Here is a 21,037-nt window from a genome sequence, read left to right as displayed (position 1 = left end):
ACCGGCTCCAGCCCGCAACCAGGCGCCGGTGTAGAGTGCGGAACCGTCTTCCCCCATGTCCACCCCGCCTCCCCTCACCTCCCGCCTGAAGGATGCGCTGGGCTCGCTCTCGGCGCGCCTGCTCGTGGCCTTCCTGCTGCCCACGCTGCTCTTCCTCGCGCTCACGGGCACGGCCGTCTACGCCCTGGCCCGCTCCATCCTCGAGGAAGAGCTGGGCACGAGCCTCTCCGCCATCGCCGCCGCCGCGGCGAGTCAGGTCAGCGGCGAGCGCATGCTCACCATCGAGCCCGGTGACGACACCTCGGGTACGCGCACGTGGCGCAACCTCGTGCGCCTGCTCACCGAGGTCCGAGACTCGAGCGGCGTGCGGCGCCTGTACGTGGTGGACACGCAGGGCCGCGTCCGCGCGGACGTGGGCGGCAACCTCCCGGTGGGCACCGAGGTCCCCGAGCTCGCGCGGGACAGGCTCGAGCTGTCCCGGGTCTTCTCCGGTGAGCGCGCGGCCAGCCAGGTGCTCTTCCTCGGCTCGGATGGACGCTTCTACAAGACCGGCTACGCCCCGGTGCGCCGCGAGGGCCAGGTGGTGGGCGCGGTGGCCGTGGAGGGCAGCGCCGCCTTCTTCGGTCCCCTCGCCCGCCTGTCCCGCAGCTTCGCGGCGGCGAGCGGCGTGGCGCTCCTGGTGCTCGGCCTCGTCGCCATCCTCACCGCGCGCGGACTGGCGCGGCCCCTGCGCCGGCTCATGGCCTCGGCGCTGCGCATCGGCCGGGGTGACCTGACCACGCCCGTGCCTCCCGAGCCCACGCGGGAGATCGGCGTGCTGGCGCGCGAGCTCGAGGTCATGCGCGGCGCCCTGGAGAGCCGCGACCGGCAGCTCAAGCTGATGCTCGCGGGCGTGGCCCACGAGGTGCGCAATCCCCTCGGTGGCATCTCCCTCTTCTCGGGGATCCTCGCCGAGGACCTGAAGGCCGGCGCCCACGCGGAGGCCACCGGGCACGTGGCGCGCATCCAGCACGAGGTGGAGTACCTCCAGCGCATCGTCGAGGACTTCCTCGCCTTCGCCCGGGAGCAGCCGCTGTCGCGCTCGCCCGTGGCCGCGCCGGAGCTGCTCACGGAGGCCAGCGTCCTGCTCGCGGCGGACGCGGCGGCCCGCGAGGTGACGGTGGAGGTGGTGGCCGAGCCCGCGGTGCTCGAGGCGGATGGCAGCCTGCTGACGGCCGCGCTGGTGAACATGGTGAAGAACGCAGTGCAGGCCTCGCCCCCCGGCGGCAAGGTGCGCGTGACGGGCCGAGGCGAGGGCCACGGCTACACCATCCGCGTCGAGGACTCCGGGCCCGGTGTGCCGGAAACCGAACGCGAGCGCATCTTCGAGCCCTTCTTCACCACCCGGGAGAAGGGCACCGGCCTGGGCCTGCCCCTGTCCCGCAAGATTGCCCGGGCCCATGGGGGAGACCTGCGGCTCGTCCCCCACCCGGGCACCACCACCTTCGAGCTCACCCTCCCCCTCATCCCGGCACCCGACCGCCCGTGAAGCAGGCGGCCCGGCGAGCCCCCGCACGCTGCGTGTGCTTCACGGAAATGCGAGGCCCTGGAAGACCTGTTGCGCGGACGACAGCCGGTCCGTCGTGCCGGACAAGAGGTCGCCGGGACGCAGTAAGAGAAGGGGTACTCGGCAGGTTCCATCTCCATTCTTGCCCCGCGGAGGGCCGCTCCACGTGTCCCGCCAATCCGACGGAGATCTCACCGCCTACGACTCCCTGCCCTCCGTCTTCGGAGTCGGGGGAGCGGAGCAGCGGCTCGACACCGAGCGCGAGCAATTCCGCCTGCTGGCCGAGGCCCTGCCGCAGATCGTCTGGACGTCCCGGCCCGACGGCGTCCAGGACTACCTCAACCGCCGCTGGTACGAGTACACCGGCCTGGACCCCGAGGAGTCCCGGGGCAATGGCTGGAAGCAGGCCTTCCACTCCGAGGACATGGCCGAGGCCGAGAAGCGCTGGCGCCACAGCCTGGTCACCGGAGAGCCCTTCGAAATCGAGTACCGCTGCCGCCGGCTGGACGGCGTCTGGCGCTGGTTCCTCGGCCGCGCCATCCCGATTCATGACGCCCAGGGCCGCATCGTCCGCTGGTTCGGCACCTGCACGGACATCGACGACCAGAAGCGCACCGCCGACGTGCACGGCTTCCTCGCCGAGGCCAGCGCCCTGCTCGCCCTCACGCTGGACCCCGAGGAGACGCTGCGCAACCTCACGCGGATGATCGTCCCGCGGCTGGCGGACTGGTGCACGGTGGACCTGGTGCGGCCGGACGAGACCGTGGAGCGCGTCGCGGTGACCCACTCCGACGGCACCCGGGAGCCGCTCATCTGGGAGCTGGCGCGCCGCGAGCCCGCGGATCTCCACCATGCCAGCCACGGGCTCGGCTACGTGCTGCGCACCGGGGAGCCGGAGCTGCTGGAGGTCATCCCGGACGCGATGCACACCCAGCTCGTGCGCGACGTGAGCCACCTGCGGCTGCTGCGGGAGCTGGGGATGCACTCCTCCATCATCGTGCCGCTGGTGGTGCACGGGCGGACGCTGGGCGGCATCACGCTGGTGCAGGCCGGGAGCAACCGGAGCTTCTCCGCCGCGGACCTGTCGCTGGCCGAGGAGTTCGCGCGCCGCGCCGCGCTCGCGCTGGACAACGCGCGCCTGTACCGCGAGAGCCAGGACGCCATGCGCCGGGCCCAACACGAGCAGTACCTCGCCGAGCAGGCCCGCGCCATGCTGGACACGCTGCTCGACGCGGCCCCCGCCGGCATCGCCCTCTTCGACCGGACGCTGTGCTTCGTGCGCGTCAACCGCACCCTGCAGGACATCAACCGCAAGCCCGCGGAGGATCACCTGGGACACACCATGCCCGAGGTGCTCTCCACGCAGGGCCCCGGTGTGGAAATCGTCGTGAAGTCGCTGCGGCGGGCGCTGGAGACGGGCGAGACGCAGACGGTGGAGTCCTCCACCCGGCTGCCCTCCGGCGAGGAGCGGGCGTGGCTGGCGCGCTATGCGCCCGTGCGCTCGGCCGAGGGCACCACGCTGGGCGTGGCCACCGTGGTGCTGGACATCACCGAGCGCAAGCGCGCCGAGGCCGAGCGCGAGCGCCTCATCGCCGCGCTGGAGCGCAGCAACAAGGAGCTGGACCAGTTCGCCTACGTGGCCAGCCATGACCTGAAGGCCCCGCTGCGCGGCATCGCCAACCTGTCGCAGTGGATAGAGGACGACCTGCAGCCCGTCATGACGGACGAGACGCGCGAGCAGATGCGGCTGCTGCGCGGACGCGTGGAGCGCATGGAGGCGCTCATCAACGGCATCCTCGACTACAGCCGCGCGGGCCGGGTGCGGGGCCGGCCGGAGCCGGTGGACGTGGGCAGACTGCTCACCGAGTGCGTGGAGCTGCTCGCCCCTCCCGCCGGCACGCACGTGGAGCTGGCGCCCGGCATGCCCACCCTGCGCACCGAGCGGGTGCCCCTGCAGCAGGTGTTCCTCAACCTGCTGGGCAACGCCTTCAAGCACGCCCAGTCATCCGACGCGCGGGTACGGGTGGACGTGCGACAACTGGACGCCTTCTGGGAATTCTCCGTGGCCGACAATGGCCCCGGCATCGCGCCCGAGTACCATGAACGCATCTGGGGCATCTTCCAGACGCTGCGGGCCCGTGATGAAGTGGAGAGCACCGGCATCGGTCTGTCGGTGGTGAAGAAGAGCGTGGAGGCACGCGGGGGGCGTGCCTGGCTGGAGTCCGCCCCTGGCCAGGGGGCTACCTTCCGTTTCACCTGGCCCAAGCACACCCCTGACGAGGGGCGCTGAGAGCGTACCGTGAAGACGCTGAACATCCTGCTGGTGGATGACGACGCGGTGGACGTCATGAACGTCCAGCGCGCCTTCAAGAAGAGCAACATCCACAACACCCTCTACGTCGCCGGCGACGGGCGTCAGGCTCTGGAGTTGTTGCGCAACGGCACCGTGCCGTCCAGCAACCGCATCATCCTGCTGGACCTCAACATGCCGAGGATGAATGGCCTCGAGTTCCTGCGCGCCTTGCGTGCCGACCCCGAGCTGAGCACCACCCCCGTGGTGGTGCTCACCACCTCCAACGACGAGAGAGACCGGCTGCAAAGCTACGCGCACAACGTAGCCGGCTACCTCGTCAAGCCCGTGGCCTCACCCGCCTTCGTGGAGTTGATGGCCGCACTCAACGCATACTGGTCCCGGGTGGAGCTGCCGTGAGGGCCGAGGAGCGCATGGAGGAGCAACCGCTGCGTCTGCTGATAGCGGACGACGACGAGGTGGACCGGCTCGCGGTGCGGCGTGCCCTGCTCAAGGCGGGGCTGAATGCCCAGCTCGTCGAGGTGGGGGATGGCACGGCCGCGCTCGCCGCCCTGCTGGAGCAGACCTTCGACTGCGCGCTGATGGACTTCCAGATGCCGGGCCAGGACGGGCTGGAGGTGCTGCGCAAGGCCCGCTCCGCGCTGGTGGAGACGCCCATCATCATGCTCACCGGGCAGGGGGACGAGCACATCGCCGTGGAGCTGATGAAGGCCGGTGCCACCGACTACCTGGCCAAGTCGGCGCTCACCCCGGAGCGCCTCGCGCACCTGCTGCGCCAGACGTTGCGCCTGCACGAGGTGCAGCAACAGTACCGCACGCTCGCCGAGGTGCTGCCGCACACCATCTGGACGAGCCGACCGGATGGGGTGCTGGACTACATCAGCCGCCGCGGCTACGAGAACAACGGCCTTCCCATGGGCGAGCCCTCACAGTGGCCCAAGGCCGTGCACAGGGAGGATCTCCCCCGGGTGATGGAGCGCTGGCAGTCCAGCCTGCGCTCGGGTGAGCCCTACGAGGTGGAGGCCCGTCTCTGGCGGACCGGTGGGACGTGGCGCTGGCACCTCATCCGGGCCCTGCCCATGAGGGACGCGCGCGGCCGCGTCATCCGCTGGTTCGGCACCAACGCCGACATCGACGACCAGCGCAGGACCCAGGAGCGCATCTCGCGCCTGCAAGCGGTCACCGCCGCGCTCTCCGAGGCCCTCACGCCCCGGCAGGTGGTGGACATCATCCTCACCCAGGGTGTGGCGGCGCTGGAGGCCCACTCGGGGGCGGTGTGCCTGCTGAGCGAGGAGGGCCAGATGCTCGAGCTGGCGAGCGCCACCGAGAATGTCCGGCACCTGACGCGCAACATGGAGCGGATTCCGCTCGATGCGCCGCTGGCGGTGGCGGAGGCGGTGCGGACCGACAAGCTCGTCACCTTCGCCAACCGCGAGGAGCGGGATCGCCGCTACCCCACGGTGGCGCGGTTGGACCTGCCCTACGAGGCCGCGGCGGTGATGCCCCTGCGCGGCGGCCGGGGGGTGATGGGGGCCCTGGTGGTGAACTACGCGGGGCCGCGCACCCTGAACTCCGACGAGCAGGAGTTCCTCCTCGCGCTGGCGCGGCAGGGGGCGCAGGCGCTGGAGCGGGCCCGCCTCTATGAAGCCGCGCAGCAGGCGCGTGCCCAGGCCGAGGCGAGCGAGGCCCAGTTGAGGGAGCTGCTGGCGGATCGCGAGCGGATGGAGGCCACGCTGCAGGAGCGCGACGAGCGGCTGCGCGCGGCGCTGTGGGCGGGCGGCACGGGCACCTTCCGCTGGGACATCCGCACCAACGCGCTGGAGTGGGACGAGAACCTGGACCAGCTCTTCGGCCTGCCGCTGGGGCGCACGGTGCAGACGATGGAGGACTGCCTGGCGCTGGTGCACCCGGAGGACCGGTCCGAGGCGGCACGGCGCAACGAGGCCTGCGCGCGCGAGGGCGCGGACTTCGAGATGGACTTCCGCGTGGTGTGGCCGGATGGGCGCGTGCACTGGCTGAGCGGCAAGGGGAAGACCTTCGTGGACGCGAACGGGCGCCCCCTCTACATGACGGGCGCCTACGTGGACATCACCGTGCAGAAGCAGCAGGAGGCCGAGGCGCGCCAGCTCGCCGAGTTCGAGCGGCAGATCCTCGGCATCGTCAGTCATGATCTGCGCAACCCGCTGAGCGTCATCCGCATCTCGGCCTCGGTGCTGCTGGCGCGCGAGGGGCTGGACGAGCGGCAGAGCAAGAGCCTCACCCGCATCATCTCCGCGTCGGACCGCTCCACGCGCCTCATCCGCGACCTGTTGGACTTCAGCCAGGCGCGGCTGGGCGGCGGCATTCCGGTGGAGCGCAAGAAGATGGACCTCTTCGAGCTGGCGCGCGGCGTGGTGGAGGAGCTGGCCGCCAGCCATCCGGAGCGGCAGCTGGAGCTGAAGTTGGAGGGGGATGGCATGGGCGAGTGGGATGGAGACCGGCTCGCGCAGGTGCTCGGCAACCTGGTGGGCAACGCGCTCCAGCACAGCCCGCAGGACACGGCGGTCTGGGTGCGCTGCCGGGGCGAGGCCGGCGAGGTATTCCTCGAGGTGCACAACGAGGGCTCGGCCATCGAGGGGGCGATCCTTCCGGATCTCTTCGAGCCGTTCCGCCGGGGCCGCCATGCGGGCAATGGAGCGGGCAGTGTGGGGCTGGGGCTCTACATCACCCGGCAGCTGGTACTGGCGCACGGCGGAGGCATCACGGTGAGCTCGCGGGCGGGCGAGGGCACGCGCTTCACGGTGCGTCTGCCGAGAAGAGCCCCGACGCCCCCACCGGTCCCGAAGGGCTGACCTGGCCCACGAGGCGCCCCCTCTCCCTCTGGGAGAGGGCTGGGGTGAGGGTCTGCCAACACGGAGGCCCGAGCCGAGGCTCAGCGGTGGACCGACTTCATGCCGGCCTCGGTGTAGCGGGTGCCGGCCGCCACGCCCTTGGGAGCGATGGTGTCGATCTCCCGCAGCTCCTCGGGGGAGAGCCGGATGTCCGCCGCGGCGGCGTTCTCCTCGAGGTACTTCACGTGCTTGGTGCCGGGGATGGGGGCGATGTCCTTGCCCTGGGCCAGCACCCACGCGAGCGCGAGCTGTGAGGCCTTCACCTTCTTGCGCGCGGCCAGCTCGTTGATCTTGTCCACGAGCTGGAGGTTCTTCGCGAAGTTCTCGCCCTGGAAGCGCGGGTTGTTGCGGCGCCAGTCGTTGGGCTCGAGGTCCTCGATGCGGCGGTAGCGGCCGGTGAGGAAGCCGCGGCCCAGCGGGCTGTAGGGGACGAAGCCGATGCCCAGCTCGCGCACGGTGGGGAGCACCTCGTCCTCGGGATCCCTGCTCCAGAGCGAGTACTCGGTCTGGAGCGCGGAGATGGGGTGCACCTTGTGAGCGCGGCGGATGGTGTCGGGTGCGGCCTCGGACAGGCCGAGGTAGCGGACCTTGCCCTGCTTCACCAGCTGGGCCATGGCGCCCACGGTGTCCTCGATGGGCACGGTGGTGTCCACGCGGTGCTGGTAGTAGAGGTCGATGTGGTCCACGCCCAGACGCTTCAGGGAGGCATCACAGGCCTTGAGCACGTAGTCGGGCTTGCCGCTGATGCCGAGGAAGGAGCCATCCTCGGCGCGCACGTTGCCGAACTTGGTGGCGACGATGACCTTGTCGCGCTTGCCGGCGATGGCCTTGCCCAGCAACTTCTCGTTGGTGAACGGCCCGTACATGTCGGCCGTGTCGAAGAAGTCCACCCCGAGCTCCAGCGCCCGATGGATGACGGCGATGGACTCCTTCTCGTCGCCCGAGCCGTAGAAGTCGCTCATTCCCATGCAGCCCAGGCCCAGGGCGGAGACCTTCAGCCCCTGCTTTCCGAGTGCCCTCTGCTCCATGACATCCCTCCTTGTGGGTACGGCGGTCCTTGTTAGCGGCCTGGACCTATCGGGGCCAGCGGAAGAACGGCTGGGCGAGTGCCCCTGTGTTCCCTTCGACACGGGAAGTCCGCTACACCTGCGGCATGCCGTCCACGCCGCACAGAGCCACCCCGGGTCTGTCCGCCCTGGTGCTGGTGCTCGCCCTGGCGGTGCCGGCGTGGGCCGAGGTTCCCCAGCGGACGGAGGCGGTGTCCCTGGAGCCGCTCGTGGAGCGCGTGGTCTCCCGGCAGCTCGCGGCGTACCGGATTCCCGGAGCGACGGTGGCGGTGGTGCGGGACGGCCAGGTGGTGCTGGCCCGAGGCTACGGTGACGCGGACGCCGGGAGCCACACGCCGGTGGTGGCGGACACGACGCTCTTCCGCGTGGCCTCGCTGGGCAAGCTGTTCGTCTGGACGGCGGTGATGCAGCTCGCCGAGCGGGGCCGGCTCGAGCTGGACGCGGACGTCCAGACGTATCTGGAAGACGTACGGCTCCCCGCGACGTACGCCCGGCCTCTCACGCTCGCGCACCTGATGGCGCATACGGGGGGCTTCGAGGTGCACGAGCGCCTCTGGCCCGAGGGCCCACCACCCGGCACGCTGGCGGAATACCTGCGGGAGCGCATGCCAGCCCGGGTGCGTCCCCCGGGAGAGCTCTCGGCGTACTCCGATTATGGGACGAGCCTCGCCGAGCACATCGTCGAGCGGGTGTCGGGCCAGTCCTTCGAGCAGTACCTCCGGGAGAACGTGCTGGAGCCGCTGGGAATGAGACGCACCTTCTTCCGCAGGACGGTGCCACCGGAGCTCGCCGCCGACATGGCGCTGGGACACACCGTCGAGGACGGGAGCCCACGAGCCCAGCCCCTGGAGCAGGTGGTGGTGGCCTCCAGCGGCTCGCTGCTCACGACGGCCACGGACCTGACGAGGTTCATGCTCGCGCACCTCCAGGGAGGGCAATACGAGGGCCACCGCATCCTGAGCGAGGAAACGGTGCGGCGGATGCATCGCCAGCACTTCACGCATGACCCGAGGTTGAGCGGGTGGGCCCATGGATTCATGGAGCTCCAGCTGAATGGCCAGCGGCTCATCGGACACCTGGGGGACGCGTACCTCTTCCACTCGCTGCTGGTGCTGATGCCGGAGCACGGGATGGGGCTGTTCGTCTCGTACAACGGCCCGGGAGAGAAGGACGCCGCGCAGCGGGCGCGGATGGAGCTGCTGCGCGCCGTACTCGAGCACGACTCCCCTGCCCCACCCCCGGACGTGCCCGTGCCCACGCGGGACTTCGCCGAGCGCGCAGCACGCTTCGTGGGGGGATACCAGACGACGTGGCGAGCCTACCGCACGGCGGAGTCCTCGTTGGGGTGGCGCCAGGAGATCCGCGTGCGAGATGGCGGAGATGGCACCCTGCACATCCAGGAGCCCGGGCACACGCCCCGGCGCTGGGTGGAGGTGGAGCCGCGCCTGTTCCGTCCCGCCGAGGACCCGGCCTCACCGGAGCGAGTGGCCTTCCGCGAAGACGCAGCCGGCCACATCACGCACTTCTTCTTCGAGAACCAGCCCATGGCGGCATACGAGCGGGTGCCCTGGTACGAGACGTCCACGTTCACCTATGGACTGCTAGCCGTATGCGCCGCGCTCTTCGCTCTGGCCGTGATGGTGGGCGTCCTCCACCGGAGCCCGGCCACGGGACTGCTGGCGGTCATCGGCCTGCTGAACCTGCTGTTCCTGAGTGGCTTCACGCTCCTGGTGCGCCACCACGTCGAACTGGAGTACGGCGCCACGCCCCGGTTACCGGGCGCTTCGATGGCCTGCGCACTCGGAGCCGTGGCGCTCACCCCGGGAGCCCTCGCCTGGAGCGCACGTGCGTGGTGGAAACGCTCCGGGAACCTGGCCCTCCGATTGTCACTCTCCAGTGCCGCGCTGGCCGCGACAGCCTTCGCCGCATGGCTCCACCACTGGCACCTGCTTGGACCCGGCCCCTGGTAACAGCGCCTCTTCCCGCTCGGTCGTCAGGTCATCGAGCAGGTACCCGAAACGCGGCACCAGCGCTCGCCAGCGCTCCCGCTTCTCCTCTTCCTCCGGAAGCTCAAAGAGCTCCTCCACCCGGCGCGGTGCCGTCCAGGCTCTGTCTGGCCCGTGGTACATGACGAGCGGAATGATGACGGGGAGCGATGCGCTCTCCGGATGCTCCTGGCGCCAGCGCTCCACCTGGCGCACCACGTAGCGCAACATGCGCAGCGCCATCCACGAATCCACCGACGACTGGTGTTCGAGCAGCACGTACAGCAGCAGCGGCTGGCCCGTGCGCATCCGAGCCGTGAAGAGCAGGTCGCTCTCGGTCTCGCGCAACTCCGGATCCACTACGCTGCCGGGCTCTCGCCGCAGAGACGACCCGTCCACCTCCGAGACGACGTGCGCGGGCAGCACGGCGCGTAATTCCGCGGCGGCTCTCTCGGGGTGGCCGAAGGTGTAGCGAGCGAAGAGGGCATGCGGTCCAGACATGGCGGACCGCGCTCGAGCATGCGGCGGGCCAGCGGCACCTGGTCCGCTCGTGCCCGGTCTTCCGCCTCCAGAGACCTCAGCCCCCGCGCACCACGGCCCGCGCCTTCTCCATCATGCGCCGCAGGGGCGCCTCGTCCGCCCGCGCCAGCGCCTCGTCCCACGTCAGCCACTGCGCGCCCGAGGACTCGCCCGGATCATGCGCCAACGCCTCCGGGTCCTCCGCCACCACCAGGTAGCGCACGTCCAGGTGCACGTGCTCCGGCTCGTCCTTGCGCGCCGGAATGGTGTGGATGTCCACGTCCAGCGGCCTCGGCGCGCTCGCGTGCGGCCGCACCCGGCAGCCCGTCTCCTCCCGCGCCTCGCGCAGCGCCGTGGCCTCCATGCTGCCCGCGTCCGCCTCCTCCGCGTGCCCGCCCGGCTGCAACCACCGCTTCAGCTTCCCGTGGTGCACCATCACCACCCGCTCGCCCGCCGGGTCCACCACCACCGCACTGCCGGTGAAGTGCCCCCGCTCCTGCGCTCGGGAGAAGGGCTTCTCCAACTCCGTGGCCAGGGCGCGCATCTTCGCCAGGTCCTCCCGCTCCTTGTCGTCCGAGGGAACGTGGCGGGCCAGCAACTCGTGCAGGGAAGTCAGGGGGGTACTCATGGGCGGGCGCATTGTGCACTGATATATGGTCGCGTCCATGGCCCGTATCCTCGTCATCGACGACCACGACACCCTCCGCGAGGGCATGGCCGTCACCCTCACCCGCTCCGGCCACACCGTCACGGCCGCCCGCTCCGGCACCGACGGTGTCTCCGCCTACCGGAAGTCGCCCTTCGATCTCGTCGTCACCGACCTGAAGATGGACGGCATGGACGGCATCGAGGTCACCCGGACGCTCAAGGGGCATGACCCGGCCGCCGTCGTCATGGTCGTCACCGCCTTCGGCACCATCGAGACGGCCGTGCAGGCCATGCAGCAGGGCGCCTACGACTTCATCACCAAGCCCTTCACCCCGGACGTGCTGCGCGCCAAGGTGGAGAAGGGCCTTGAGCTGTCCTCCACCCGCCGCCAGGTGGAGCGCCTGTCCGCCCGCACCGAGGCATTCGAGACCGACGCCGCCCTCTCCCACGGCAACCTCATGGTGGGTGACAGCGAGCCCATGCAGCGGCTCGTCGGCATGGTGCGCAAGGCCGCCGCCACCGACGCCACCGTCTTCGTGCGCGGTGAGTCCGGCACCGGCAAGGAGCTCGTGGCGCGCATGCTCCACCAGCTCTCCCCGCGCAAGGACGGGCCCTTCGTCGTCGTCCACTGCGCCGCCCTCGCCGAGACGCTCCTGGAGAGCGAGCTCTTCGGCCACGAGCGCGGGGCCTTCACCGGCGCCGTCAAGCGCAAGCTCGGCCGCTTCGAGCTCGCCGACGGCGGCACGCTCTTCCTCGACGAGATTGGCGAAATCCCCCACTCCGTCCAGACGAAGCTGCTGCGCGTGCTCCAGGAGAAGGAAATCCAACGCGTGGGTGGCGAGGAGACGCTCAAGGTGGACGTGCGCGTGGTGAGCGCCACCCACCGCGACCTCCAGGCCGAGGTGAAGGCCAGCCGCTTCCGCGAGGACCTCTACTACCGGCTGCACATCGTCCCCCTCCAGATTCCGCCCCTGCGCGAGCGCCCCGAGGACATCACCTCGCTGGCGCGCCACTTCGTCACCAAGCACGCCCCGCGGGTGAACAAGCGGGTGAAGGGCCTGGATGACAGCGCCCTGCGCGCGCTGGCCCGCTACGCCTGGCCGGGCAACGTGCGCGAGTTGGAGAACGTCGTCGAGCAGTCGCTCGTCTTCGCCGAGGGCGAGACGCTCGCCGCCACGGACCTGCCCACGCACCTCACCGGCACCACGCCCCGGAGCGACTCCGGCCTGCCCGTGCCCATGGGGGACCGGCCCCTGCCCGACATCCTCGAGGACCTCGAGCGCCAGCTCATCGCCCGCGCCTACGAGAAGGCCGGCGGCGTGAAGACGGAGACGGCCCGGCTGCTCGGCATCAAGACGTCCGCGCTGTACTACAAGCTGGAGAAGTACGGCTTCATCGCCAAGAGCGAGCGCCCCGAGGAGAACTGAGCCCGCCCCCCACGGGCTGGCGCACGGCGGGTGGCGGACCGGCGCGTCTGGCTGTAAAAAAGAAACCGTCCCCTCGAAAATCTACCGTCCCCCCGCTCCCATCGTGGTTTTCCGTCAATCCTCCCCGCCAGCCCTGGCCCCCCCGTGTGCGAAGTCCCCGGAACCTCTCGGGTTTCGTGGACGGCGAATCGCCCTGTCGTGGCGGGGCCCTGGCATCCGGCTTGCTCTGGGGAGGGGGTTGATGAAGCGCGTCCTGCTCCCCCTGCTGCTGTGTCTCTCCCTGGGAACGCCCGTGTGGGCGGCCTCGGGCGTGGACGGGCTGCGGGCCGAGGCCCGGACGGCGCGCACCCAGGTGCGCGACCTGAGAGACCGGCAGCAGGTGCTGCGCGCGGAGCTCAACACCCTGGCCGGCCGCATCGAGCAGCTCAAGGCCGAGCAGAAGGGCCGGCTGGTGGCGGGCCCGGACCTGGAGACGGCGCTGCGGCAGTCCCAGGAGCTGTCCGGCCAGCTCTCCGGGCTGGCCCAGTCGCTCGCCGGGGCCGAGACCGAGGCGGAGCGCCGCAACCTGGCGCTGCACTCGGCGCTCTCCGAGGAGCTGGCCCGGGTGCGTGCCGCCTGGGACGCCACCCCGGACCGCGAGGCCCGCTCCAAGCTGATTGCCCGCATGCGCGACCTGCGCGCCGAGCGCGACGCGCTGCGCTCCGCCCTGCCCGCCTCCCAGGTGCCGGCGCTCGACCGCCGTGAGTCCAGCGACGACCCCGAGGATCTCCTGGAGCAGGCGGACGTGCTGCGCGACTCCGAGGACAAGGTACGCCAGCGCCTGCGGGCCCTGCGCGGCCGCATCACCGAGCTGCGCGAGGAGCGCGAGCTGGAGCGGCGCATGAGCGACTTCCTCGGCGAGGAGTCGATGTTCGACGAGCAGGACCGGCAGATGCGCCTGCGCTTCAACGCCTCCACGAAGTCCATCTCCGTGGAGGCCTCCCAGCGCAGCCGCGGCGGCCTCTTCAACGCGCCTCAGGAGTACGCCTCGGGGGGCGGCCAAGGGGATGCGGCCCCGCCCCCTCCGCTCCAGAACCCGGGCTCGGGCGATCCGGTGCCCACACCGGGAGGAGGAGGCGGCGGCGTGGAGATGGGGGACCAATCCCAGTCGCCCGTCTACCGCGCCTCGGACAACCGGCCCCAGGTGGGCACGGTGCGTGCCCAGGTGCTCGCCAGCGGCAACCCGGAGGATCTCCGCGGCCTGGAGGCGGAGGCGGCCCGGCTCGAGTCGCTCGCGCGAGAGCTGGACTCCCGCGCGGGCTCGCTGGAGCGCAGGGCCCGCGAGCTGCGCTAGTCCAGCAGCCGCGCCTGCACGAGCAGCTTCACGTTGGCCTCCAGGCGTACTTCCCTCGCGGGCTTGCGGCCCTTGCCTCGCACGCTGAGGCTCATGGAGGGTGCGGTGATGAAGGGCTGCAGCTCCGCGTCCGTCACGTCCAGCACCAGCACCGGGTTGGGTGCCTTGAGGCCCAGCGAGGAGATGTTCCGCTTGGAGGCCACCAGCACCTCCTGGTCCCCCGTCTTGGCGTAGAACTCCAGCGTGTCGAGGAAGGAGAAGTCCTGGTCCGAGGGGGAGAGCACCTTGAGCTCCAGGGCCTGAAGCTTCACGGAGGACACCTGGTCCTTGGTGACGCCCTGGTTCTTGAAGTCCTGGTTCTGGTCGAAGTCGAGGTTGGAGAAGCTGCCAATGGCCGGGAACGCGTCGAGGACGGTGGAGATGCCCGTGGGATCTCCCGCCACGGTGGTCTCGCCCTTCACCTCCGCCAGGAAGCCGGGGGGGCCGCAGGCCACGAGCGCGAGCAGGGCATATACGGAGAGTACGGAAGTGAGTCGCATGACACCCACTCTACCGATCGTCCGGGCGCGCAGTCATCGCCCCGCCCGGCCGGCTGCCCTCTCGTGGACAGGGCATGCGGCCAGTGTACGGAGTATGGTGCGCCCGTTGAAACGGCTCCTCTCCGCGCTCGTGGTGTCAACCCTGGCGCTCGCCGGTGGCGCTCGAGCCGCCGACGTGGAGGGACAGCTGCGCGTGTCGGGCCGGCTGATGCTGGATGGCAACGCGCCGCGCGACTTCTACCAGGGAGCGTCGCGCCCGGACACCACGGACGCGGTGCTCGGCCTGCTCGTCACGGCGGAGGGCCGCTACACCGCGGACCGCTGGCAACTGGTGGGCCGCTATGACGGTGGGGGCCGCAAGTACGTGGCCTTCCCCAACGAGGACGTGCTGGTGCAGGCCGCCGCGCTGGAGGCCTCGCTCGCCGTGGGCCAGACGCTGGGCGTGGGCGTGGAGGGGCGGGCCAAGGACCGGCGGGGCGGCAGCCGCGCGTACACGGACCTGGCGGCGTTCGCCTTCCTGGAGCACGCCCCGGATGCGCGGCTCTCCCTGCGCCTGCGCGCCGGAGCGCATCGCTTCCTCTACCGGCCGGACTTCTCCGCCAGCTTCGGCAGCCCCGAGGTGGGCTTCCTCGCGCGTTTCCGCCTGGACCGGCGCCACGCCTTCACCGTCATGGGTGAGTACGGCCAGCGCCGCTACAGCGCCTCCGTGAGGTACCCGCCGGGTACCACACCCTCGTGGACGGGACGGCGCCAGGACGCGGCACTGATGGCGAGCGCCAGCTACAGCTACAAGGGCCCGCTCGCGCTGGGGCTGTCCTATTCGTACCTGGAGACCAGCTCCAACAGCTATGGCGAGTCCCTGCAGCGCCACCGGCTGAGCGGCACCGCGGGGGTGCGGCTGCCCTGGAAGCTGACGCTCATGGCCCAGGGCGCGCTGGGCCTCAACGCCTATCCGGACGGCGTCTTCCTCTCGCCGGAGATCACCCTGGTCGACGACGAGGAGGCGCAGCACATGCTGTCGCTGAAGCTGGCCCGGCCCCTGGTCGAGCGGGTGGACGTGGAGCTCTCCTTCGCGATGTACGGCACCGAACTGTCGCGCAACGGCCTCTTCTACTTCCGCCAGGTGGGCGGAGTGGGCCTCACCTGGCGGCCGTAGTGTGCCTCACTCCGGAGTCGGGCTCAGTCCAGGCCGGACAGCCGCTCGTCGATCTCCTCGGCGAGGCTGGCGTGGCTCTGGGCGAGCGCCGTGTCGCGGGCGCGGGTGAGCACCTCGCGGGCCTTCTGCGTCTGCCCCGCGCCGGTGTAGGCATCCCCCAGGGACACCATGGCCGCGGCGTACTGGGGATCCAACCGCACCGCCGTCTCCAGGGCCTGGGCCGCCTCGGCGTACTGCCTCAGCTCCAAATAGGCCTTTCCCAGGGAGAAGTGCGCCATGGGCGCGTCGGGGAACTCGGCCGCCATCTGCTTGAACTGCTCCAACCGGGCGTTGCTCATGGGGCGGTGATAGAGGAGAGGCATGTCCGTTGCCAAGCAAGACGTGCGCTCCCTCGCCGAGGCCGCCCGGGCGGCCTCCCGTGTGCTCGCCACCGCCCCCACCGGCCAGAAGGATGAGGCCCTGCGGGCCATGGCGCGCCACCTGCGCGGGGCCCTCCCCACCCTGCTCGCCGCCAACGAGGCGGACATGGCCGCCGCGCGGGCCTCCGGGAAAGGAGAGGCCTTCCTGGACCGGTTGCTGCTGGACGCCTCGCGGGTGGAGGGCATGGCCCGGGCGGTGGAGTCGGTGGCCGGCCTGAAGGATCCGGTGGGCGAGGTGACGGAGGAGTGGGACCGGCCCAACGGCCTGCACGTGCGCAAGGTGCGGCTGCCGCTGGGGGTGGTGCTGATGATCTACGAGGCCCGCCCCAACGTGACGAGCGACGCGGCGGCGCTGTGCCTCAAGAGCGGCAACGCGGCGCTGCTGCGCGGCGGGAGCGAGGCGGCGCGCTCGAACGCGGCCATCGCCTCGGCGCTGGCGGCGGGCCTCACCGAGGCGGGACTGCCGGCCGCGTGCATCCAGCCGGTGCCCCCGGGCGAGCGCGAGACGCTGCTGGAGCTGCTGAAGCTGGAGGGGCTGATTGATTTGTGCATTCCGCGCGGCGGCGAGGGCCTCATCCGCTTCGTGGCGGAGAACGCGCGGATTCCGGTGGTGAAGCACTACAAGGGCGTCTGCCACGTGTACGTGCACGCGGCGGCGGACCTGGACATGGCCACGCGGATCGCCGTCAACGCGAAGACGAGCCGCCCGGGGGTGTGCAACGCCGCGGAGTGCCTGCTGGTGGACCGGGCGGTGGCGGAGCGCTTCCTGCCCCAGGTGGGCCGGGAACTGGTGGGCAAGGGGGTGGAACTGCGCGGGGACGCGGCCACGGTGCGAGTGCTGTCACGCGCCGGGGTGGCGGTGAACCCGGCCTCGGAGGACGACTGGGGGCGGGAGTTCCTGGACCTCATCCTGGCGGTGAAGGTGGTGGACGGACTGGACGACGCGCTGGGTCACATCGCCCGGTACGGAAGCGAACACACGGAAGCCATCGTCACCGCGGACGAGGCGGTGGCGGGACGCTTCACCCGGGAGGCCCAGGCGAGCGCGGTGGCGTGGAACGCCTCCACCCGCTTCAACGACGGGGGCGAGCTGGGCCTGGGGGCGGAGATCGGGATTTCCACCAGCCGACTGCACGCTTTTGGGCCCATGGGGTTGCGAGAGTTGACCAGCCAGAAGTACGTCATTCTGGGACAGGGGCAGGTGCGCTAGGGTGCGCCGGACACGTATGGCAACCAAGAAGAAGACGACCACGAAGAAGCCCGCGGCGAAGAAGAAGAGCGCGCCGTCGCTGGCCACACGCACCAAGACCGCGGCGAAGAAGGGAGCGGCCAAGAAGCTGCCCGCGCGGAAGAAGACGACCAAGAAGAAGGCGTTGACCCCAGGAGGCGCGGCCCCGGGGGCTCCCGCGGAGAACCCGCGCGCCCATGCCCTGGCGCGCAAGATTGGCACCCTGCTCTCGGACAAGAAGGCGTTGGACATCGTCATCCTCGACGTGCGCGGGATGACGTCCTACGCGGACTACTTCGTGGTGGCCTCGGGCGAGAGCGACCGGCAGGTGTCCGCCATGGCCGAGCACGTGCTGAAGACCCTCAAGGAGACGGAGAACCTGCGCCCCATCGGCCACGAGGGCATGGACACGGGCCAGTGGGTGCTCCTGGACTTCGGCGAGGTGGTGTCGCACCTCTTCTTCTCCGAGGCGCGCTCCCACTATGACCTCGAGGGCCTCTGGGCCGACGCCGCGCGGGAGAAGGTGGCCTGAAGGTCCGGCTCCTCTCCATCGGCAAGGACCGCTCGGGCCTCTATGAGCCCGCGGTCCAGGAGTACGCCTCGCGCCTGGCCCACTACACCCGCTTCGAGCTGCTGGAGCTCCCCGAGGCGGGTGGGAAGAAGGGCAAGGCGCCGGACGCCAAGGCCGCCGAGGCCGAGGCCATCCTCTCGCGCCGCAAGCCGCAGGACCTGATTGTCGCGCTCGATGAGCGGGGCAAGCTGCTGGATTCGGTGGAGCTCAGCCGGTACGTGGGCCGGGCCCAGGATGGCGCGAAGGACTTGCTGCTCGTCATCGGCGGGGACGAGGGCCTGGACGAGCGGGTGAGACAATCCGCGGACCTGGTGCTCTCGCTGTCGAAGATGACGCTGCCGCACCGGCTGGCGCGGGTGGTGCTGGTGGAGCAGCTCTACCGCGCCTTCACCATTCTCAAGGGCGAGCCGTACCACAAGTAGGCGGGCAGGCGGCATGTTGAGTCCCAACGACATCAAGGAGGAGTTGAGCCTCGCGTATGTCCGGGCCATTGCTTCGCGAGCCGGGTTCTCCATCGAGGAGATCCGCAAGGACCATGACAGCGTGGATCTCAAGGTGTGCGCGCGTGGCCTGCTGGCCGAGGACGCCGTCCTCACCTCGCCCGAGCTGGCCATCCAGCTCAAGGCGACGGTGTTGGAGCCACTGCCCTCGGACGAGTTCTCCTTCGCACTCTCCCGGAAGAATTACGACGATCTCAGCGCCCCCTCGCTCGTGCCTCGAATCCTCGTGGTGTTCGTCCTGCCTGAAGACGAGCGGCACTGGCTCACCTTCACCGAGGAATCACTCATCCTGCGGCGGTGCGCTTATTGGCTCTCGCTTCGAGGAGCCCCCCCCCACGTCCAACGAAACGAGTCAGACGGTCCGGCTGTCGCGCGGACGGACGTTCGACCTGGACACCCTGCGCGACCTGCTGCGCAAGGTGGCTCGTGAAGAGGAGCTCGTGTCATGAACACGGAGCAGTTCCTCACGCTCGGAGACCGGGTGGACTACCAGAACGTGCGCTCGTACCTCGAAGCACACGGGTGGAAGCGCATCCCATCGCGCCGTCTCCAGGCCGCCATCTATCACAGTGGCCGGGCTCCCTCCGTGGAAGTCCAGGTGCCGTTGGATCGCGACCTCATCGATTACGGCCAGGCGATGGTCGCGGTGGTGCGGCGCATCGCCGAGCACGAAAAACGCCCGGCGGAGAGCATCCTGCGAGACCTCCTGCGGCCCAGGAGGGATCTCCACCGCTTCGCCTTGGAGGGAGCGGAGACGCAGGATGGAGGTATCCATCTCGAGAATGGGCTGAGCCTGGTGAACGGAGTCCGCAAGGCCCTTCTGTCCAGCGCCTGCAGCGTCAAGCGCCCGGGGACAACCTTCCACCCGCGCATGAGCCTCGCGGATGCCGAGGCCTTCCTGAAGGAATGCCGTCTCGGGCAAACGGAGGTGGGGAGCTTCGTCCTGACAGTGGAGGCTCCTCTAGAGGTAGCGCCCCATCGGTCGGTCCAGGAAGACGCCTTCGGGAGACGAGCATCCCTGCTGCTCCTTCGCTCCGTGGGACATGTGGCTTCGGCGGTCCGGGCGGGTGAGCCCGGAAGGGTGCTCGAACCTACCCCGGGAGAGCCCGTGGTGAGCTCCAACCTCTGCGAGGCACTCGTCGAGATGATGCCGCCTGATGAAAGCGCCGACCTGCGGCTGCGCAGTTCCTGGTCCCCGCTGCTTCCCGTCGAGTCCCAGGTGCCGTCCGAAGTCCATGTGGATCGGAACATGTATGAGGCCATCGAGAAGCTGTCCCATCAGCTCCGGCCATCTCGAGGGGCACAACCCAACCAGTTCGTCGGCAAGGTCGTGGAGTTGATGGGAGAGCCGGGCGAGCAGGGAGAGGTCGAAGGCGCCGTCGTGCTCCAGGCTCAGGGGGAAGACGAATTGCTGAAGGTCCGCGTCATGCTGGGAGCCGCTGAATACCGCCAGGCGACCGAGGCCCATCTCACCCAGCGCTATGTGACCGTGAGGGGCATCCTTCGTCGAGGCTCACGCGTCCACCAGCTCGAACAGTCCGCCCATTTCGAGCTCGTGGGCATCTAGCGGGCGGGCGAGCCGCCAGAAAGGGCTCGCCCACGCCCGTCAGGCACCGGACGCCCTGCGCGTCCGAGGGCACATGCACTCGCCCACCCCTCACGTCCGTGTCATCGCCTCGCCCCAGTCGTGGGTGGAGGGTGAAGCCATCCGCCAGCTCGAGGCCGCCTCGCGACTTCCCGGCATGCGCTCCGCGGTGGGCCTGCCGGACCTGCACCCGGGCAAGGGTGCACCGGTGGGCGCCGCCTTCGCCTCCGAGGGACTCTTCTATCCCTTCCTCGTGGGCAACGACATCGGCTGTGGGATGGGCCTCTGGGAGTTGGATCTGCCCGCGCGCAAGGCGAAGCCGGAGCGCTGGGCGGCGCGCCTGGACCTGGATGGACCCTGGGAGGGCAACACGGACGCGGTGCTCGCCAGCATGGGCGTGAAGCCCTGCGGCTTCGAGGCGGCGCTCGGCACGGTGGGCGGCGGCAACCACTTCGCCGAGGTGCAACGGGTGGACTCGGTGCACGACGCGGAGACCTTCACCGCGCTGGGGCTGGGAACGGATCGGCTCCTGCTGCTCGTGCACTCCGGCTCCCGCGGACTGGGAGAGGCCATCCTCCGGGCCCACGTGGACCGCCATGGTACCGGGAGCCTCGTGGAAGACTCGGACGAGGCGCGGCAATACCTCGCGCGGCATGACCACGCCGTGGAGTGGGCGCGGGCCAATCGCGCCACCATCGCCGGAAGGATGATGCAGGGCATCGCGGCGTCGGGGCGGCGGGTGCTCGATGTCTGCCACAACAGCGTCACCCCCAAGCAGTACGACGGCCACACCTGCTGGTTGCATCGCAAGGGCGCGGCGCCCTCGGACCAGGGGCCGGTGGTGATTCCCGGCAGCCGGGGCTCGCTGAGCTACCTGGTGCTGCCCCTGGGCGACGGAGTGAACCACGCCCACAGCCTGGCGCACGGGGCCGGCCGCAAGTGGACGCGCACCAGTGCCCGCGAGCGGATGCGCGAGCGCTTCACCCCCGAGGCCCTCACCCGCACCTCCTTCAAGAGCCACGTCATCTGCGAGGACCGCGACCTGCTCTTCGAGGAGGCACCTCCGGCGTACAAGGCCATCGACCGTGTGGTGCAGGATCTGGTGGACGCCGGGCTCGTCCGGGTGGTGGCGACACTGGCGCCCGTGCTCACCTACAAGACGCGTACCCGGCGCGAGTAAGACGACAACCTGCCCGTGGGCCCAACCTGCCCGTGGGCACATGCGCGGACCCGCGCCCATTTCCCCTCGCCCTCCGGGAGAGGGACGGGGTGAGGGTGCCACGGACCCGGGGTTGAACCCCTGTCCACACAGTGGGCCACGGGTTGAAGAACG

At 70.3% G+C, this 21,037-nt stretch carries 19 protein-coding genes; 14 read left to right on the top strand and 5 right to left on the bottom strand.

What is annotated here, in order from left to right:
- Positions 1–55: 55 nt before the first annotated feature.
- From Q664_RS28170 to Q664_RS52740, 4 genes are all read left to right on the top strand, one after another.
- On the top strand, positions 56–1,528 hold the full coding sequence (locus tag Q664_RS28170; protein ID WP_043402566.1) for a sensor histidine kinase: 1,473 nt from the start codon (positions 56–58) through the stop codon (positions 1,526–1,528).
- Positions 1,529–1,712: 184 nt separating this feature from the next.
- Positions 1,713–3,836, top strand: coding sequence for a PAS domain-containing sensor histidine kinase (locus Q664_RS28165; RefSeq protein WP_052518757.1), 2,124 nt, complete (start codon positions 1,713–1,715; stop codon positions 3,834–3,836).
- Positions 3,837–3,845: 9 nt separating this feature from the next.
- Positions 3,846–4,256 (top strand): response regulator, encoded by a 411-nt coding sequence (locus tag Q664_RS28160; protein ID WP_043402563.1) that lies wholly within the window; start codon positions 3,846–3,848, stop codon positions 4,254–4,256.
- Positions 4,253–6,688, top strand: a complete 2,436-nt coding sequence (locus Q664_RS52740; protein ID WP_052518756.1) for a PAS domain-containing protein — start codon at positions 4,253–4,255, stop codon at positions 6,686–6,688. Before Q664_RS28160 ends, Q664_RS52740 begins: the two co-directional genes overlap by 4 nt.
- An 80-nt stretch (positions 6,689–6,768) precedes the next feature.
- Here Q664_RS52740 and Q664_RS28150 read toward each other — a convergent pair whose 3' ends face one another.
- Positions 6,769–7,755: an aldo/keto reductase gene (locus tag Q664_RS28150; RefSeq protein WP_043402560.1), complete on the bottom strand. Its 987-nt coding sequence runs from the start codon at positions 7,753–7,755 to the stop codon at positions 6,769–6,771.
- A gap of 86 nt (positions 7,756–7,841) precedes the next feature.
- Between Q664_RS28150 and Q664_RS28145 the strand changes: the two genes are divergently transcribed.
- Entirely contained in the window at positions 7,842–9,764 is a 1,923-nt protein-coding gene (locus Q664_RS28145; protein ID WP_152622381.1) for a serine hydrolase domain-containing protein, read from the top strand.
- On the opposite strand, the gene Q664_RS55240 is transcribed toward Q664_RS28145, so the two are convergent.
- Together Q664_RS55240 and Q664_RS28135 are read right to left on the bottom strand one after the other, a co-directional pair.
- Positions 9,681–10,280, bottom strand: coding sequence for an Rpn family recombination-promoting nuclease/putative transposase (locus Q664_RS55240; RefSeq protein ID WP_235216908.1), 600 nt, complete (start codon positions 10,278–10,280; stop codon positions 9,681–9,683). The genes Q664_RS28145 and Q664_RS55240 overlap by 84 nt on opposite strands.
- Positions 10,281–10,356: 76 nt before the next feature.
- Positions 10,357–10,926 (bottom strand): NUDIX hydrolase, encoded by a 570-nt coding sequence (locus tag Q664_RS28135; protein WP_235216907.1) that lies wholly within the window; start codon positions 10,924–10,926, stop codon positions 10,357–10,359.
- A gap of 37 nt (positions 10,927–10,963) precedes the next feature.
- Between Q664_RS28135 and Q664_RS28130 the strand changes: the two genes are divergently transcribed.
- Together Q664_RS28130 and Q664_RS28125 are read left to right on the top strand one after the other, a co-directional pair.
- A complete protein-coding gene (locus tag Q664_RS28130) occupies positions 10,964–12,373 on the top strand; it encodes a sigma-54-dependent transcriptional regulator (protein ID WP_043402653.1) in 1,410 nt (469 codons plus the stop codon).
- Between the two features lie 241 nt (positions 12,374–12,614).
- Positions 12,615–13,706, top strand: a complete 1,092-nt coding sequence (locus Q664_RS28125) for a TetR family transcriptional regulator (protein ID WP_043402554.1) — start codon at positions 12,615–12,617, stop codon at positions 13,704–13,706.
- Here the strand turns inward: Q664_RS28125 and Q664_RS28120 are convergent.
- A complete protein-coding gene (locus tag Q664_RS28120; protein ID WP_043402552.1) occupies positions 13,703–14,245 on the bottom strand; it encodes a hypothetical protein in 543 nt (180 codons plus the stop codon). The genes Q664_RS28125 and Q664_RS28120 overlap by 4 nt on opposite strands.
- Before the next feature lie 97 nt (positions 14,246–14,342).
- Between Q664_RS28120 and Q664_RS28115 the strand changes: the two genes are divergently transcribed.
- Positions 14,343–15,401 carry a hypothetical protein gene (locus tag Q664_RS28115; RefSeq protein WP_326938750.1) on the top strand — a complete coding sequence of 353 codons (1,059 nt, stop codon included), beginning with the start codon at positions 14,343–14,345 and terminating at the stop codon, positions 15,399–15,401.
- A 23-nt stretch (positions 15,402–15,424) separates the two neighbouring features.
- On the opposite strand, the gene Q664_RS28110 is transcribed toward Q664_RS28115, so the two are convergent.
- The gene (locus tag Q664_RS28110) at positions 15,425–15,763 is read right to left on the bottom strand and encodes a tetratricopeptide repeat protein (RefSeq protein WP_043402547.1); all 339 of its coding nucleotides are present in this window, start codon (positions 15,761–15,763) and stop codon (positions 15,425–15,427) included.
- Here Q664_RS28110 and Q664_RS28105 point away from each other — a divergent pair.
- From Q664_RS28105 to Q664_RS28080, 6 genes are all read left to right on the top strand, one after another.
- Entirely contained in the window at positions 15,762–17,030 is a 1,269-nt protein-coding gene (locus Q664_RS28105; RefSeq protein ID WP_043402544.1) for a glutamate-5-semialdehyde dehydrogenase, read from the top strand. The two genes, Q664_RS28110 and Q664_RS28105, sit on opposite strands and share 2 nt — an antisense overlap.
- Positions 17,031–17,046: 16 nt before the next feature.
- The gene (gene rsfS, locus Q664_RS28100) at positions 17,047–17,580 is read left to right on the top strand and encodes a ribosome silencing factor (RefSeq protein ID WP_084610416.1); all 534 of its coding nucleotides are present in this window, start codon (positions 17,047–17,049) and stop codon (positions 17,578–17,580) included.
- Positions 17,577–18,041 (top strand): 23S rRNA (pseudouridine(1915)-N(3))-methyltransferase RlmH, encoded by a 465-nt coding sequence (locus Q664_RS28095; protein WP_075207535.1) that lies wholly within the window; start codon positions 17,577–17,579, stop codon positions 18,039–18,041. The genes rsfS and Q664_RS28095 overlap by 4 nt, the downstream gene beginning before the upstream one ends.
- 13 nt (positions 18,042–18,054) lie before the next feature.
- Complete coding sequence (locus Q664_RS28090; protein ID WP_052518754.1) at positions 18,055–18,549, top strand: DUF4365 domain-containing protein; 495 nt, start codon at positions 18,055–18,057, stop codon at positions 18,547–18,549.
- A gap of 15 nt (positions 18,550–18,564) precedes the next feature.
- Entirely contained in the window at positions 18,565–19,686 is a 1,122-nt protein-coding gene (locus Q664_RS28085; RefSeq protein WP_043402538.1) for a hypothetical protein, read from the top strand.
- A gap of 73 nt (positions 19,687–19,759) precedes the next feature.
- A complete protein-coding gene (locus Q664_RS28080; RefSeq protein WP_043402534.1) occupies positions 19,760–20,884 on the top strand; it encodes an RNA ligase RtcB family protein in 1,125 nt (374 codons plus the stop codon).
- Positions 20,885–21,037: the final 153 nt, after the last annotated feature.

The sequence above is a fragment of the Archangium violaceum Cb vi76 genome (assembly GCF_000733295.1).
In the GTDB taxonomy this organism is placed as follows: Bacteria; Myxococcota; Myxococcia; order Myxococcales; family Myxococcaceae; genus Archangium; species Archangium violaceum.
The sequence above is the reverse complement of the archived record's forward strand: the minus strand, read 5'-3'. Positions and strand labels throughout refer to the sequence as shown.

Excerpts from the sequence above, each read along its gene's own strand:
- Q664_RS28170 (WP_043402566.1), top strand. The coding sequence starts at position 56 with ATGTCCACCCCGCCTCCCCTCACCTCCCGCCTGAAGGATGCGCTGGGC.
- Q664_RS28150 (WP_043402560.1), bottom strand. The coding sequence starts at position 7,755 with ATGGAGCAGAGGGCACTCGGAAAGCAGGGGCTGAAGGTCTCCGCCCTG.
- Q664_RS55240 (WP_235216908.1), bottom strand. The coding sequence starts at position 10,280 with ATGTCTGGACCGCATGCCCTCTTCGCTCGCTACACCTTCGGCCACCCC.
- Q664_RS28135 (WP_235216907.1), bottom strand. The coding sequence starts at position 10,926 with ATGAGTACCCCCCTGACTTCCCTGCACGAGTTGCTGGCCCGCCACGTT.
- Q664_RS28130 (WP_043402653.1), top strand. The coding sequence starts at position 10,964 with ATGGCCCGTATCCTCGTCATCGACGACCACGACACCCTCCGCGAGGGC.
- Q664_RS28125 (WP_043402554.1), top strand. The coding sequence starts at position 12,615 with ATGAAGCGCGTCCTGCTCCCCCTGCTGCTGTGTCTCTCCCTGGGAACG.
- Q664_RS28120 (WP_043402552.1), bottom strand. The coding sequence starts at position 14,245 with ATGCGACTCACTTCCGTACTCTCCGTATATGCCCTGCTCGCGCTCGTG.
- Q664_RS28105 (WP_043402544.1), top strand. The coding sequence starts at position 15,762 with ATGTCCGTTGCCAAGCAAGACGTGCGCTCCCTCGCCGAGGCCGCCCGG.
- Q664_RS28110 (WP_043402547.1), bottom strand. The coding sequence starts at position 15,763 with ATGCCTCTCCTCTATCACCGCCCCATGAGCAACGCCCGGTTGGAGCAG.
- rsfS (WP_084610416.1), top strand. The coding sequence starts at position 17,047 with ATGGCAACCAAGAAGAAGACGACCACGAAGAAGCCCGCGGCGAAGAAG.
- Q664_RS28090 (WP_052518754.1), top strand. The coding sequence starts at position 18,055 with ATGTTGAGTCCCAACGACATCAAGGAGGAGTTGAGCCTCGCGTATGTC.
- Q664_RS28085 (WP_043402538.1), top strand. The coding sequence starts at position 18,565 with ATGAACACGGAGCAGTTCCTCACGCTCGGAGACCGGGTGGACTACCAG.
- Q664_RS28080 (WP_043402534.1), top strand. The coding sequence starts at position 19,760 with ATGCACTCGCCCACCCCTCACGTCCGTGTCATCGCCTCGCCCCAGTCG.